The 15,229-nt window shown below is 38.6% G+C and carries 15 protein-coding genes; 14 read left to right on the top strand and 1 reads right to left on the bottom strand.

The window, feature by feature from the left end:
- Positions 1 to 403: 403 nt before the first annotated feature.
- The 14 genes from ACDX78_RS00265 (at position 404) to spoVM (ending at position 14,674) form a co-directional block, all read left to right on the top strand.
- Positions 404 to 1,318 (top strand): nuclease-related domain-containing protein, encoded by a 915-nt coding sequence (locus ACDX78_RS00265; RefSeq protein WP_486024360.1) that lies wholly within the window; start codon positions 404 to 406, stop codon positions 1,316 to 1,318.
- Between the two features lie 496 nt (positions 1,319 to 1,814).
- On the top strand, positions 1,815 to 2,696 hold the full coding sequence (locus ACDX78_RS00260) for a YicC/YloC family endoribonuclease (RefSeq protein ID WP_486024359.1): 882 nt from the start codon (positions 1,815 to 1,817) through the stop codon (positions 2,694 to 2,696).
- Between the two features lie 75 nt (positions 2,697 to 2,771).
- Positions 2,772 to 3,035, top strand: coding sequence for an extracellular matrix/biofilm regulator RemA (gene remA / locus ACDX78_RS00255; RefSeq protein ID WP_486024357.1), 264 nt, complete (start codon positions 2,772 to 2,774; stop codon positions 3,033 to 3,035).
- Between the two features lie 127 nt (positions 3,036 to 3,162).
- Entirely contained in the window at positions 3,163 to 3,363 is a 201-nt protein-coding gene (gene rpoZ / locus ACDX78_RS00250; RefSeq protein ID WP_486024356.1) for a DNA-directed RNA polymerase subunit omega, read from the top strand.
- Between the two features lie 187 nt (positions 3,364 to 3,550).
- The gene (coaBC, locus tag ACDX78_RS00245) at positions 3,551 to 4,765 is read left to right on the top strand and encodes a bifunctional phosphopantothenoylcysteine decarboxylase/phosphopantothenate--cysteine ligase CoaBC (protein WP_486024354.1); all 1,215 of its coding nucleotides are present in this window, start codon (positions 3,551 to 3,553) and stop codon (positions 4,763 to 4,765) included.
- Entirely contained in the window at positions 4,762 to 7,170 is a 2,409-nt protein-coding gene (gene priA, locus ACDX78_RS00240; protein WP_486024353.1) for a primosomal protein N', read from the top strand. Before coaBC ends, priA begins: the two co-directional genes overlap by 4 nt.
- 32 nt (positions 7,171 to 7,202) lie before the next feature.
- The gene (gene fmt, locus ACDX78_RS00235) at positions 7,203 to 8,144 is read left to right on the top strand and encodes a methionyl-tRNA formyltransferase (RefSeq protein WP_486024351.1); all 942 of its coding nucleotides are present in this window, start codon (positions 7,203 to 7,205) and stop codon (positions 8,142 to 8,144) included.
- Complete coding sequence (gene rsmB / locus ACDX78_RS00230) at positions 8,145 to 9,494, top strand: 16S rRNA (cytosine(967)-C(5))-methyltransferase RsmB (RefSeq protein ID WP_486024349.1); 1,350 nt, start codon at positions 8,145 to 8,147, stop codon at positions 9,492 to 9,494.
- A 76-nt stretch (positions 9,495 to 9,570) separates the two neighbouring features.
- Positions 9,571 to 10,332, top strand: a complete 762-nt coding sequence (locus ACDX78_RS00225; RefSeq protein ID WP_486024347.1) for a Stp1/IreP family PP2C-type Ser/Thr phosphatase — start codon at positions 9,571 to 9,573, stop codon at positions 10,330 to 10,332.
- Positions 10,326 to 12,350 (top strand): Stk1 family PASTA domain-containing Ser/Thr kinase, encoded by a 2,025-nt coding sequence (gene pknB, locus ACDX78_RS00220; protein WP_486024346.1) that lies wholly within the window; start codon positions 10,326 to 10,328, stop codon positions 12,348 to 12,350. The genes ACDX78_RS00225 and pknB overlap by 7 nt, the downstream gene beginning before the upstream one ends.
- Positions 12,351 to 13,232: a ribosome small subunit-dependent GTPase A gene (gene rsgA / locus ACDX78_RS00215; protein ID WP_486024345.1), complete on the top strand. Its 882-nt coding sequence runs from the start codon at positions 12,351 to 12,353 to the stop codon at positions 13,230 to 13,232.
- Between the two features lie 4 nt (positions 13,233 to 13,236).
- On the top strand, positions 13,237 to 13,896 hold the full coding sequence (gene rpe, locus ACDX78_RS00210; RefSeq protein WP_486024344.1) for a ribulose-phosphate 3-epimerase: 660 nt from the start codon (positions 13,237 to 13,239) through the stop codon (positions 13,894 to 13,896).
- 8 nt (positions 13,897 to 13,904) lie between these two features.
- Entirely contained in the window at positions 13,905 to 14,552 is a 648-nt protein-coding gene (locus tag ACDX78_RS00205) for a thiamine diphosphokinase (RefSeq protein ID WP_486024342.1), read from the top strand.
- Between the two features lie 14 nt (positions 14,553 to 14,566).
- Entirely contained in the window at positions 14,567 to 14,674 is a 108-nt protein-coding gene (spoVM, locus tag ACDX78_RS00200; protein WP_486024341.1) for a stage V sporulation protein SpoVM, read from the top strand.
- A 183-nt stretch (positions 14,675 to 14,857) separates the two neighbouring features.
- Here the strand turns inward: spoVM and rpmB are convergent, their stop codons facing one another.
- Entirely contained in the window at positions 14,858 to 15,046 is a 189-nt protein-coding gene (gene rpmB, locus ACDX78_RS00195) for a 50S ribosomal protein L28 (protein WP_461181049.1), read from the bottom strand.
- Between the last annotated feature and the right edge of the window lie 183 nt (positions 15,047 to 15,229).

Here is a 15,229-nt window from a genome sequence, read left to right as displayed (position 1 = left end):
GGTTACGGTACATAGTCATGTGATTTTATCTTCATCATGCGTCATTAAAGCTCGTTATAGTACATGGTCGTGTGATTTTAGCTTAATCATGTCCCATTAAATCTTGTTATGGTACATGGTCGTGTAATTTTAGCTTAATCATGTCCCATTAAATCTTGTTATAGTACATAGTCTTGTTATTATTATCTTCATCATGCGTCATTAAGGTTCGTTACGATACATGATCGTGTAGCTTTAGCTAAATCCATGTACTATTAAAGCTCCTCACGATATATTATCAAGTGTGGAGTTTGTCATTCATAATACGCATAATATATTTATTACTGTACAGGCAAATTAGATGTGAATATTAAGAATTTTATAGTATAATAGTTTTGAAACATTAAAAGAAAGGATTTGAACCATGTTACATAAACCCCGAACAATTTCTTCTGAATTACTGACCTTGAGGTATTTAAACCACCGAACGAATTTGCCGCACAGTGAGAAGCAGTATTTTTTACATCTGGATAAAGGGTATAAAGGAGAACTGCAATTTGACCGCTGGACGGAAAAACTCCAATGTGACTGCCTCATATTGAATGACTTGCTGCTGAAAGTAAATAACACCACTTTTCAAATCGACTCAACCATCATAACAGCGGATAGCATTTATCTCTATGAAGTAAAAAATTTGGAGGGAGACCATATATATGACGCTCAATATGATAAATTTTACAAAATGCCACAACGTGAAATTTTGAACCCATTGGCTCAAATGGCAAGAGGAGAATTCTTGTTAAGTCAATTGCTGTTCAGGCATGGATTTAAAATCCCCATTGAAAGCTCCGTTGTATTCATAAATGAAGAATTTACCCTATACAACATCCCTCCAGATAAACCTATAATTTTTTCATCCCAGCTCAGACGGTATTTTAGAGAATTCAATTCCATATCCACCCAATTAAACAAAAATCATTTATTATTGGCAGAAAAATTAGCGTCCCTTCATATGAAAAATTCGCCTTATAAGCAAATACCTTCATATAGTTATGACCAGTTGCGGAAAGGGATAGCTTGCCTGAAATGCAAATCTTTCTCCATTTTTATCAAAAAATCAAAATGTGTATGTGAGAAATGTTTACATGAGGAAAAGATATCAGACGCAGTATTACGGGCAGTAAGTGAATTTAAACTGCTCTTCCCTGAGCAAAAGATTACAACCAATATCATTTATGACTGGTGCCAGGTAGTGAAATCTAAAAGAACGATTATTAACATACTGAGTCAGAATTTTAAGGTCGTAGGTAAATATCGTGGGACTCATTATAACCTATAATAGTTTAATAGGAATAAAATTCAAATAAAATCACTTGAAGTTTTTACTGTTTATATTTTTCTCCCTTAAAGGTTCTTCTATGGTACATGATCGGGTAATTTTAGTTAGATCATGTACCATTAAAACTAGTTACAGTACATGATCGGGTAATTTTAGTTAGATCATGTACCATTAAAACTAGTTACAGTACATGATCGGGTAATTTTAGTTAGATCATGTACCATTAAAACTAGTTACAGTACATGATCGTGTGATTATAGTTAGATCATGTACCATTAAAACTAGTTATAGTACATGATCGGATGATTATAGTTTGGATCATGTATCATTAAAACTAGTTACAGTACATGATCGGATGATTATAGTTAGATCATGTATCATTAAAAACCTTTACGATACATGATCAGGAGATTTTATCTTTATCATGTACCATTACTAAATATCTGGTTTTCATTTTCGTTCACTTGGCGTATAATACGAATATGGATGTGATCAAATGGTAGCAAGTATGACAGGTTATGGTCTTGACAAAATACATATGGATGATACAACTTTGACGGTGGAAATTAGGACGGTAAACCATCGATTTTTTGATTTCACAGCTAAAATATCGCATTCTTTTTTATTTCTGGAAGATACGGTAAAAAAAGAAGTACAATCTTATTTTCAACGGGGCAGAATCGAAGTTTTTATTAACATAGAGGGAAAAGGATTTGTTGAAAGGAGCCTGCACACAGATTGGGATTTGCTGGAGCAATATATACAGGAAATGAAGCAGGCAAAAGAATGGTATGGATTATCGGGAGAAATACCGGTTACATTCATTTCCGCCATTCCTGAAATAATTGCTGTGCAGGAAAATGAGCAACAGCGGGGAAATGTAAAAGATGCAATTATAAAAAGTGTGCAGCGAGCCTCGACCATGGCACTGGAAATGAGAGAAAAAGAAGGCGCTTTTCTGAAAAATGATTTACTGGAAAGAATTAATACGATTACCAGATTAGCTGAAGAAATAGAAAAACTGCGTCCGAAAGTAGTAGAAGGATATAAAGATCGGATTGCCGAAAGAATAGCATTGCACACAGATAATATGGCTGATTTGGATGAATTCAGGATTCAGCAGGAAATTATATTACTGGCGGAAAAAGGGGATATCACAGAAGAATTAACCCGTTTATTCAGTCATCTAAAGCAATTTTCTTCTTTGCTTCAGCAGCAGACGCCAATTGGACGCAAACTGGATTTTATTGTGCAGGAAATGCATCGGGAGGCAAATACCATTGGAGCTAAATCGACCGATGCCACGTTAAGCGAGAAAATGATATTATTAAAGAGTGAGATTGAAAAAATTAAAGAACAACTGCAAAATATCGAATAATAGTTGTTTTTTGACGGGATTTGAACGTATAATAGAATTTATTAAAGAAAAAGCTTTATCTAGGGGGAAAGGGTCTTGAGTTTACGTTTGATAAATATTGGATTTGGAAATGTAGTATCCGCAAATAGGGTGATTTCTATAGTATCTCCAGAATCAGCTCCGATAAAACGGATCATTACAATTGCAAGGGATGAAAATAAACTAGTAGATGCTACATATGGAAGGCGAACAAGAGCTGTTATTATAGCAGACAGTGATCATGTTATCCTATCAGCTGTACAGCCTGAAACAGTAGGTCAGCGTGTAATCAGCCATGAAGAAGTAGCAGATGATAATTAAGGTTGTTTGTCCTTAAAGGGCTTGGCCTACAGACTAAACAGAAATAATCCATACTATATCATTTGGGGATAAATGAAAATAAATTGTTTTCAAAAAAATAAACCATTGATACGGAGGTTGAATCTTTATGCTGGAACCATCAATTGATTCATTGCAGGAAAAAATTAATTCAAAATATACCCTGGTCATTCTTTCCGCTAGACGTGCAAGAGAAATGAGCGAAACCCAAAATGTAATGATTGAGAATCCGAAATCCCATAAATATGTGGGTATTGCGCTTGAAGAGGTCAAGGCAGGAAAACTATTTTTGGCAGAGAAGGAAGTTTAAGAAAACTCCTTCTCTGTATAAGTGTATTTTAAGCCTGGTACTAAACCAGGTTTTCTAGTATATAATATGAACAAAGCTCCTTTACAGTATGGGTAAAGGGGCTTTATTTATTTTCATTATCTGCTAAAAGTTGTATGATTAGATTATAGACTATGGAATTGCGAAATGATCGGAGAGGGGCTTAAAAATGGTTCAAAATAAAAATGTCATATTAGGGGTTTCAGGAGGAATTGCTGCCTACAAAGCCTGCGCAATTACAAGTAAGCTCACACAGGCAGGGGCCAATGTAAAAGTAATTATGACCGAGAGTGCCATGGAATTTGTTTCCCCATTAACTTTCCAGGCGTTGTCACGAAATCCCGTTTATACAGATACATTTGATGAAAAAGACCCTGAAAAAATTGCCCATATTGATGTTGCGGATTGGGCGGATATAGCTTTAATCGCTCCCGCTACCGCTAATATAATCGGCAAGCTGGCAAGTGGCATTGCTGATGATATGCTGTCAACTGTGTTGCTTGCTACCCGGGCAAGTGTCTATATTGCTCCGGCAATGAATGTTCATATGTATGCACATCCTGCCGTTATACGGAATATGAATCAACTGGAGGAATGGGGCTATCATTTTATTGAACCAGGTGCTGGATACCTGGCGTGCGGCTATGTAGGAAAAGGCCGCCTGGAAGAACCAGAAGCGATTATTGAAGTAATTGAATCTCATCAAAACAGAAACAGCCATCAACCGCTAAAAGGCAAGAAAGTGCTGGTTTCCGCCGGTCCGACAAGGGAGATTATAGACCCCGTCCGTTTCTTTTCAAACAGTTCTTCAGGGAAGATGGGTTTTGCCATAGCCGAAGCAGCAGCCGAAGCCGGTGCCGAAGTAACAATCGTGTCAGGTCCCTCAAATGAAACAGCAGAAAACAGATTTATACAGCGTGTTGATGTTACTTCTGCAGAGGAAATGTATGAACAGATGCATCATTTTTTCCCATCTAGTGATATTGTGATCAAAGCAGCAGCAGTTTCGGACTATCGACCCAAACAGCAGCATGAGGAAAAGATGAAGAAAAAAGAAGGAAGCCTGCAAATAGAATTCGAACGGACGAAAGATATATTACAGTCGCTTGGCAATATAAAGGACAAGCAATTTTTAGTAGGTTTTGCAGCTGAAACAACTAATCCTGTCGAATATGGAACAGGAAAGTTAAAAAAGAAAAATCTGGATGCCATCGTTATTAATAATGTATCCGCAAAAGGAGCCGGATTTGAAGGGGATACAAATATCGCAACGTATATAAATAAAGAGTTTAATAAAGAAGAAATAGAACTGGCAACCAAAAAAGAGGTGGCTCAAAAGATACTCACGTTTATTGACCGTGATATAAAGGGTGACAGTCAGTGAAAGTAGCAAAAATCATTGTTGATGTCCCGGCAAGTTCGATCAACCAGACTTTTGATTATAGGATACCTGCAAAATTCCAGGAAATTTTGCTGATTGGCATGCGCGTGATCGTACCATTTGGCCCGAGAAAAGTAATGGGATTTATTGTTGATTTTACAGATGAATCAAACCATGACAACTTAAAAGAAATATTGAATATCCTGGATTTGACACCGGTACTCACAAAAGAATTAGTGGATCTAGGCGGCTGGATTGCCGAAGAAACGATCAGTTTTTATATTACCGCCTTGCAGGCAATGCTCCCTCAGGTATTAAAAGCCCAATATAAGAAAGAAATTGTTCGCTTGGGAGATGAGGAACTTTCGTTAGAGCTGGAGCATCTTTTTACAGGCCGTGACAGCATTCCCTTTGAAGAATTTGAAAGCTCGCCAATCAGTTATTATCAGCTGCAAAAAGCGGTCCACGATGGCAATATTACAATGGATTATCTCGTCAAATCAAAGATTACAAAAAAATATGTATCGATGGTAAAGCCGGCTAAACCAGATTATTTACTGGAAGAAGCCCTGGTCGGTCTATCAAAGCAAGCAAAAAAACAGCATGTGCTCATTTCTTATTTTATTGAACACCCGGAACCGGTTGAAAAACCAAAACTTAAAAAACTGGTGAATGTTACTGACAGTACAGTGAAAACATTAGTGGATAAACAGATCCTAGAGACGGAGAGGGTGGAAGTATACAGAAACCCTTATAATGACAGAATGATAGCAAGAACAGAAGCGATGTCACTGACAGATGAGCAGCAATCAGCGATCAAACCAATCAATGAGCATATTTCCAGTAATGAACATGAAGTTTTTCTTCTTCACGGTGTGACAGGCAGCGGAAAGACGGAAATTTACTTGCAATCGATACAAACTGTCCTGGATAAGGGAGAAGAGGCGATTGTACTAGTTCCGGAAATCTCGCTCACCCCCCAAATGGTCAACAGATTTAAGGCCCGGTTCGGCTCAAAGGTTGCTGTTATGCACAGCGGATTGTCCGCAGGTGAAAAATACGATGAATGGCGCCGTATTCATAATAAAGAAGTACAGGTTGTTGTAGGTGCACGCTCTGCTGTATTCGCACCATTTGAAAACATTGGGATAATTATTATTGATGAAGAGCATGAGACTACTTATAAACAGGAAGATCAGCCGCGCTATCATGCACGGGATGTAGCAATTCGGCGGGGAGAGTATCATCAATGTCCTGTTGTTTTAGGAAGTGCCACACCGACACTTGAATCCTATGCAAGAGCAAAAAAAGGAATTTACAAGTTGGCTGCATTAACAAAAAGGACAAATGAAAAAGAAATGCCGTCTGTGGAAATTGTAGATATGAGAAAAGAACTTCATGCTGGCAACCGATCCATGTTTTCTCACTACCTGAAAGAAAAGATAGAAAGCTGCATTCAAAAGGGAGAACAAATTATTTTATTACTGAACCGAAGGGGCTATTCTACCTTTGTCATGTGCCGTGATTGCGGTTTTGTCAATGAATGCCCGCATTGCGATATCGCTTTAACTTATCATAAGAACTCCGGGAGATTAAAATGCCATTATTGTAATTATGAAGAGAGTACGCCAAATGTTTGCCCGGAATGTGAAAGTGATTTAATCCGCTATTTCGGGACAGGAACACAGCGGGTGGAAGAGGCACTTACACAATTAATACCGGAAGCTCGGGTACTCCGGATGGATGTAGATACGACAAGAAGAAAAGGGGCGCATGAAAAAATATTAAATCAATTTTCAAATAAAGAAGCCGATATTCTGCTTGGGACACAAATGATTGCCAAGGGGCTTGATTTTGATAATGTAACTTTGGCCGGCGTATTGACAGCAGACTCGATGCTTAATTTACCTGATTTTCGTGCATCGGAAAAAACATTTCAGTTACTTACACAAGTAAGCGGAAGAGCAGGCAGGCATGAGCTGACCGGTGAGGTTATTGTTCAGACATATACACCGGATCATTACAGTGTACAATTAGCGAGCCAATATAATTTCAATACATTCTTTACGCAGGAGATGGCAGTTAGGAAAACTTTTCAGTACCCGCCATATGTCTTTTTGGTGTTAATCACTGTTTCCCATGAAAACCGGATAAAAACTGTTCAGACAACGCAGCAGATTGTTCAGCAGCTGTTGAACAATGTAAACCGAAATACGGCCGTATTAGGCCCCAGCCCATCTCCAATCCCACGGATGAAAGATAGATATCGTTATCAATGCATGGTAAAATACAGAAATGAACCATCGTTACGGAAGTATATCAACGATATTCTTGCCTCTTTCAGCGATGACATGCGAAAAAACGATTTAATGATATCGATTGATATGCAGCCGTATCATCTAATGTGAACAAAAGAATACATGAAAGGCAGGTTTTTAGCTTGAAGAGAATTGTTTTTATGGGAACGCCTGATTTTTCGGTGCCAATTTTAAAAGCACTGACAGAGACGGGTCATGAAGTAATTCTCGTTGTTTCCCAGCCTGACAGGCCAAAAGGGAGGAAACGCGTAATTACGCCGACACCGGTAAAAATGGAAGCGGAGAAACATGGTATTCCTGTTTTTCAACCCGAAAAAATAAAAAGTCAATACAAGGAGATACTTTCCTACCAGCCTGATCTTATTATTACAGCTGCTTATGGACAAATACTGCCAAATGAATTATTGGAAGCGCCGGAATATGGTTGTATTAATGTGCATGCTTCATTACTCCCTGAGCTAAGAGGAGGAGCACCGATTCATTACGCTATTTTGCAGGGAAAAAAGGAAACAGGAATAACCATCATGTATATGGTGGAACAGCTGGATGCAGGTGACATTTTGTCCAAGAAGACAGTTCCAATTGAAGATAGCGATCATGTTGGATCACTACATGATAAACTGTCAGCAGCTGGTGCAGATTTGCTTACAGAAACTTTACCAGATCTATTCGCAAATAGGCTTAAGCCGACCAGGCAGAATAATGAAAAAGCAACATTTGCGACAAATATTAAAAGGAATGAAGAAAAAATTGACTGGACTAAAAGTAATGGAGAGATCTATAACCATATACGGGGGATGCATCCATGGCCGGTAGCTTATACGACCTATCATAAGAAAAACATGAAAATCTGGTGGGCTGAAAAGGACGATACAACCTACACAGGCAATCCGGGTGAAATTGTGGAAAAGGTGGATAATCAGGGGTTTATTGTTATTTGTGGAAATCAGAAAGGGCTGCGTATAACGGAAATTCAGCCTGCAGGGAAAAAAAGAATGACTGTGGAAGATTATTTGCGTGGTGCAGCTGACAGAATCAAAATTGGTACAGTAATGGGTGATTAAATGGGAAAATACGATTTAAGAAACAGCATTCTGGAAATATTAATCCGAATTGAAAAGGATACAGGATATAGCCACCTCCTTATTGATCAGGAAATAAAAACGCGTGATATTCCACTTAAAGATCATGGATTACTGACAGAAATAGTGTACGGAACACTGCAGCATAAAATAAGATTGGATTATTATCTTGAACATTTTGTAAATAAGAAAAAAAAGTTGGATCAATGGGTGAGAATATTGTTAAGGATGTCACTGTATCAAATGGTTTTCTTGGATCGAATACCAGATCACGCGATTATTCATGAGGCTGTCGAAATTGCGAAATCAAGAGGACATAAAGGCATTGCTTCCATGGTCAATGGTGTATTGCGAGCAGTACAGCGACAAGGCGTTCCTTCGATCAATGTAATAGAAGATGACACGAAGCGGCTTGCTGTTGAGACGAGCCATCCGGAATGGCTCGTCAGGCGCTGGATAAAAGCTTACGGTTATGAAACAACAAGAGAGATGTGCAGGGCAAATACGGAACACAAACCATTGTCTGTCCGTGTACAGCCATTAAGAATAAGCCGAGAAGAAGCCATTCATGAATTAGCAGAGCAAGAGTTTCAGGTAAGACCTTCATCGTTTTCCGACCAGGGCCTGATCATAGACAAAGGAAATATCTTACATAGTAGTTTATTTAAACAAGGGTTTTTGACGATACAGGATCAAAGCTCCATGCTGGTCGCAGAAATGCTTAAATTATCGCAGGATATGAAAGTGCTTGATGCATGCAGTGCCCCTGGAGGAAAAGTTACACATATGGCAGAAAAAATGGGGGATAAAGGGAAAATCCATGCTTATGATCTGCACAAAAAGAAAATAAACTTAATTGACCGGAAAGCGGAAGAACTCCAATTAAATATAATAGATGCAGCAGCGAAGGATGCGAGAAAGCTGCAGGAAGTGCACCAAAAGAAGAGCTTCGATCGTATTTTAGTTGATGCGCCTTGCTCGGGGCTTGGCGTTATCCGCGGAAAACCGGAAATAAAATACCATAAGGAAGAAAAAGATATTCGTCGTCTTGCGGAGATTCAACTGGATATTTTGGAAGAAGCGGCTCCATTGCTTAAGCAAGACGGATTATTAGTGTACAGTACTTGTACCGTTGATAAAGAAGAAAATGAAGAAGTAGTGAAGAAATTTTTGGAGAATAACACGGGATTTATTATCGATGAAAGCTTTTTTGAGGAATTGCCTTCCATGCTGCAAACGTCTATTGGGATATCAGACTACGGACTGCAATTATTTCCTCAGTTATTTGATACAGATGGCTTCTTTCTTACGCGATTTTCAAGAAAAAATTAATTATATTGTTCTTTTTGGGACAATATTATGTCATAATTTAGAGAAAGTGTACGTGTCGTGAAAAAGGGGTGAAAGGATGAAAGGTCAATTTTTAACTGATCAGGGTAAAGTGCGAAGTCACAATGAAGATGCAGGCGGCGTTTATTATAATCTTTCGGAGCAATTTCTGGCCATTATTGCTGATGGGATGGGAGGTCACCAGGCAGGTGATGTTGCCAGTCAAATGGCAATTTCTTTAATTGAGGAGCATTGGAAGCAACAGGAAAAACTGCATTCACCGGAAGAAACAGAAAGCTGGCTTTCCACAGTCATATCAGAGATAAACCATTCGATTTATTCCCATGGTTTTCAAAAAAAAGAATTCCAGGGCATGGGGACTACCGCTGTCATTGCCATTTGTACCGAAGAATTTGTTACAATAGCGCATATTGGTGATAGCCGCTGCTATATGCAAAGCGGAACACGGTTTAATCAAGTAACAGAAGACCATTCATTGGTAAATGAACTAGTGCGGTCCGGTCAGATTTCCAAAGATGATGCCGAACAGCATCCAAGAAAAAACGTCCTTTTAAAAGCACTTGGGACAGAGGAACATATTACGCCTGATTTGGAATCAATGAGCTGGGAACCAGGAAATAAACTTTTATTATGTTCTGATGGGCTAACAAATAAAGTGTCCGATGAGGAACTGAAGAAATTAATTTCCGCTGAAAAAAATTTACAGGAAATAGGGGAAGAGATGATTCAGTTGGCAAATGACAGGGGTGGAGAGGATAATATATCGCTTATTATCATCCATTATAATTCTTCATCGAAAGTGGGTGAGAATGCATGCTGAATGGCCGCCTGTTAAATGAACGGTATCAAATTAAGGAGACTATCGGCGGAGGTGGAATGGCTAACGTATACTTAGCCAAGGATATCATATTGGATCGGGAGGTCGCCATTAAAGTTCTTCGCTTGGAATATGCCAATGATGAGGAGTTTATTGCCAGATTTGACAGGGAAGCACAATCTGCCACAAGCCTGTCCCATCCAAATATCGTTAATATCTATGACGTTGGGGAAGAAGAACATATTTTATTCATGGTGATGGAATATGTGGATGGAATGACACTAAAAGAATACATATTACAACGAGGTCCACTCAAGGATCATGAAGCACTTGATATTATGAAGCAGATTACTGCTGCAATTACACATGCACACGCAAATGGGATTGTCCATCGGGATATTAAGCCGCAAAATATTTTAATGGATTCCCATGGTCAGGTGAAGGTAACGGATTTTGGAATAGCCATGGCATTAAGTGCAACTTCATTAACACAAACGAATTCGATTCTTGGTTCTGTTCATTATTTATCACCGGAGCAGGCCAGAGGAGGAATGGCGACAAAGAAATCAGATATTTATTCGATCGGGATTGTATTGTTTGAACTATTAACGGGCAGGCTTCCTTTTTCCGGGGAATCTCCTGTTTCGATAGCATTAAAGCATTTGCAAAATGATACTCCTTCTGTCCGCAGATTTAATCAGGATATACCGCAGAGTGTGGAAAACATTGTATTAAAGGCAACTGCAAAGGACCCTTTTCATCGGTATGAAACGGTGGTCGAACTTGAACAAGTACTGAAGACAGCAATGGATCCGGATAAAATAAATGAAGAAGTATATACACCGCCGGTTGAAGCCGGAGAGGAAACTAAAGCAATTCCCATTATTACGGATAATCATATTCAGGATGCCAATCAGGATACAATTGTCCATCACTCAAATGGCACAACAAAAAATCTTAACGAGGGAACTGAAAATGAGGAAACGATAGAAAAAGCTGGAGGAGCTCCTGCAAAAAAGAAAAAAGGGAAAAAAAATAAAAATAAAAAGAAAAAGAAAAAGGGAAAGAAGAAATGGATCATCTTTCTGGTCCTGTTTATTTTACTTGCATCGGGGGCAGCTGCTTTATTTATCATTCCTGGTATTTTACAGCCACAGGATGTGACGGTACCTGATGTTTCAGAAATGGAGTATGATGAAGCTGTAGAGGAACTGGAAATGCATAACCTGATGGCAGAAGAAGAATTGATTTTCTCGGAAGACATAGAGGAAGGGTTGGTAACAAGGTCTGAGCCGAGGGCAGGAAGGACAGTGAAGGAAAACACAACCATAACACTTTATGTAAGCAGGGGAAAAGAAACGGTTAATTTTTCTGATTATGTCGGCAGGGATTATTCTCAAGTGAGAAGGCTTTTGGAAGACGAAGGGTTTGAAGTAATTGCCTATGAAGAGTTTTCAGACCGACCGGTCGGCGAAATTATTACACAAATTCAGCCTAATCCAAACACGGATGTTGTCCCAAGTGAAACAAGGGTTATTTTTGAGGTTAGTGAAGGGCCGGATCTAGTCAGTTTAAGTAATTTAAGAGGAGTAACGGAACAGGAAGCAAGGGATTATTTGGAAGAAAACAATCTGGTAATGAATTTGCACGAAGAAAATTCTGATTCACCTGAAGGGGAAGTAACAAGACAGGAGCCAGCTGCAAATACGGAACTGGAAGAGGGTTCCACAGTTGATGTCTATATTTCCATCGGGCCGGAAGAATTACCGCCAGTGTCCCATGCTGTAAATTATACTGTACCTTTTGAGCCCGACGAAGAAATTGAAGAGGAAACAGTCCGGGTGTATATCAGTGATATGAATAATGATTTATCAGAAGTATATATCGAAGAAGCCATTACCGAGGATACGCCATTTGAATTTGCTTTAACAATCGCACCAGGGGATGAAGGTGAATATATCATCATGCTTGGTGACGATGTCGTATTCAATGAAACAATTTCCTATGAGGAAGGTGGATAAATGGCAGAAGGAAGAATAGTGAAAGCATTAAGCGGATTTTATTATGTGAAAGCAGGCGATAAGCTGTATCAATGCAGAGGCAGGGGAGTTTTCCGCAATCAAAAAATTTCCCCTTTAGTTGGCGATTTTGTCAAATTTGATATTAGTGATGAAAGTGAAGGGTACATTATCGAAATAGAAGAACGAGAAAATCAATTAGTCCGGCCCCCTGTCGCGAATATCAATCAGGCAATCATTGTCAACGCTGCTGTAAAGCCTGATTTTAATCCCAGGTTACTGGATAGGTTTCTTGTTTTGATTGAATCCAAGGATATTAACCCGATTATCTTTATTACTAAAATGGACTTGGCTTCCTCATCTATAAAGGAAAAATTAAAAAAATATCAGGAAGACTATGAAATGATCGGGTATGACGTAGAGTTAATTTCGACTAAAGATGTAAAGGAGGCAATAAAATTTAAAGACTATTTTTCCGGCAGGGTTAGCGTAATCGCTGGCCAGTCCGGTGTTGGAAAATCTTCACTGTTAAACGCTTTAGAACCATCATTAGTTTTGCCGACCGGGGAAATTTCCAAAAGTCTTGGCCGGGGGAAACATACTACAAGGCATGTAGAACTGCTTGAAGTAAACAATGGGCTTGTAGGGGACACGCCTGGGTTCAGTTCTCTAGATTTTGCCGAGGTAGCATTGGAGGAACTTGCAGACTGTTTTCCGGAAATAAGGGAAAGAAGTGATCATTGCAAATTCCGGGGATGTTCTCATAACAAGGAACCCAAATGTGCAGTGAAGGAAGCCGTAACGGACGGTGAAATTGCTTTATATCGATATGAACACTATTTAAGTTTTTATGAAGAAATACAACAAAGAAAGCCGAGGTATTGAAGATATGACTAAAATAGCGCCATCCATATTGTCAGCAGACTTTTCAAAACTTGGAGAGGAAATTGCTGGTGTTGAAAAAGGGGGAGCAGACTACATCCATGTTGATGTGATGGACGGACATTTTGTACCAAATATAACGATTGGTCCATTAATTGTTGAAGCGATTAAACCTATCACGTCCCTCCCTTTGGATGTTCATCTAATGATTGAAAATCCGAATGATTATATTCCGGCTTTTGCATCTGCAGGAGCAGATATCATTACCGTTCATCAGGAAGCATGCGTTCATCTGCACCGGACAATTCAGCTGATAAAAGATCAAGGGAAAAAAACAGGCGTTGTGATCAATCCAGCCACCCCGGCAGAAGTATTGCGCACAATATTGCCAGATATAGACCTTGTGCTTGTTATGACGGTTAATCCCGGTTTTGGCGGTCAGGAATTTATCGAAAACTGTGTTGAAAAAATAGAGCAGATTGCTGCATGGAGAAAGGAAATGGGTTTACTGTTTGAAATTGAAGTAGATGGCGGAGTAAATAAAGATACAGCCAAACAGTGTACAGATGCAGGGGCAGATGTTTTAGTAGCAGGGAGCGCGGTTTTTAAACATGATGACAGAAAAGCCGCAATAAATGTCATCCGTGAAGCAGCAGAAGGGAAGTAGTAAGCGATATGCTATCTGTAGGAATAATGGGAAGCGCTCCTGATGCATTAAAGGATTTATCGATGTATAAAAAAGAGATAGATATATGGATTGGCGCCGACAGGGGAGCATTAACATTAATTAATGAGCAAATTCAGCTTGATTATGCTGTTGGTGATTTTGACTCGATAAATGATACAGAAAAAAGGTTAATTCAGGAATATGCCATCTCCTTGAAAGAATACCCATCAGAAAAGTCAGAAACTGATTTGGAAATCGCGTTGATGAAAGCGATGGATTTGGAAGCAGATCGGGTTTATTTATTTGGGGTAACAGGCGGGAGACTTGATCATGAACTTTCGAACATCCAATTGTTGTATTCTATTGCAGCAAAAGGAGTTCAGGGAATGATTGTTAACGATAATAATTATTTGGAATTGACCTTTCCCGGAACATATCAAATTACGCAGGATGATCATTATCCCTATATTTCTTTTATTCCATTCAGTAAGCATGTAGAGGCGCTTACGTTAAAAGGTTTTTATTACCCTTTATCAAATCAGCATATCTCTTGGGGGTCAACTCTTTGTATATCAAACAAGCTTATTAAAAAAAATGGTACTTTTTCCTTTAGTGAAGGCATATTATTATTAATAAAGAGTCGAGATGAAATTTAAAGGATAAGCTTTGTTTGTTAAAAGAGGAGGAAGAACTCATGAAGTTTTATACCATTAGGCTTCCAAAAGTAATCGGCGGATTTGTCAGGGTAATTATCGGTGTTTTTAAAAAAGAAAAATAATTTTTTGAGCTTTTGTCAATTTATTTGGCGGAAGCTTTTTTGTTGGAATGAAATTAAAATAGAGAAAGTTAAAAAAACGAATAATAGTCACCTGTGATTTACAGGTGACTATTTGTAATACAAAGCTCTATACTTTTATTATAAACGTCATATTCATTTATAATCTGTACGGACGCTTGATAATTATACTCGCTCTACTTTACCAGATTTAAGTGCACGTGCAGATACGTAAACTTTTTTTGGTTTTCCATCTACCATAATTCGCACTTTTTGAACATTTGCTTTCCAATTACGTTTGTTTGCGTTCATAGCATGTGAGCGTTTGTTTCCACTGCGGGTCTGCCGTCCGGTAATAACACATTTTCTAGCCATGTTATCCCTCCTAATCTACCATGTGTCAATTCATACTTATATAATTTACCACAAGTAAATGAATAATGCAATTGATTTTAAAGATGCGTTTGGATGGTTACTTTAAAGTTTTATCAAGAGTAAAAAAACAGTTGTCTTTCTAAATCAGAAGATTAATACATCCAGTTCTGCGGCTCTTATAAT

This window comes from Virgibacillus oceani, assembly GCF_041521345.1.
Taxonomy (GTDB): Bacteria; Bacillota; Bacilli; order Bacillales; family Amphibacillaceae; genus Virgibacillus_N; species Virgibacillus_N oceani_A.
This window is presented reverse-complemented; position numbering and strand designations above follow the sequence as displayed.

Coding starts and splice junctions, on each gene's coding strand:
- rpmB (WP_461181049.1), bottom strand. CDS start 15,046: ATGGCTAGAAAATGTGTTATTACCGGACGGCAGACCCGCAGTGGAAAC.
- ACDX78_RS00205 (WP_486024342.1), top strand. CDS start 13,905: ATGCTATCTGTAGGAATAATGGGAAGCGCTCCTGATGCATTAAAGGAT.
- rpoZ (WP_486024356.1), top strand. CDS start 3,163: ATGCTGGAACCATCAATTGATTCATTGCAGGAAAAAATTAATTCAAAA.
- ACDX78_RS00225 (WP_486024347.1), top strand. CDS start 9,571: ATGAAAGGTCAATTTTTAACTGATCAGGGTAAAGTGCGAAGTCACAAT.
- ACDX78_RS00260 (WP_486024359.1), top strand. CDS start 1,815: ATGGTAGCAAGTATGACAGGTTATGGTCTTGACAAAATACATATGGAT.
- pknB (WP_486024346.1), top strand. CDS start 10,326: ATGCTGAATGGCCGCCTGTTAAATGAACGGTATCAAATTAAGGAGACT.
- rsgA (WP_486024345.1), top strand. CDS start 12,351: ATGGCAGAAGGAAGAATAGTGAAAGCATTAAGCGGATTTTATTATGTG.
- rsmB (WP_486024349.1), top strand. CDS start 8,145: ATGGGAAAATACGATTTAAGAAACAGCATTCTGGAAATATTAATCCGA.
- rpe (WP_486024344.1), top strand. CDS start 13,237: ATGACTAAAATAGCGCCATCCATATTGTCAGCAGACTTTTCAAAACTT.
- ACDX78_RS00265 (WP_486024360.1), top strand. CDS start 404: ATGTTACATAAACCCCGAACAATTTCTTCTGAATTACTGACCTTGAGG.
- coaBC (WP_486024354.1), top strand. CDS start 3,551: ATGGTTCAAAATAAAAATGTCATATTAGGGGTTTCAGGAGGAATTGCT.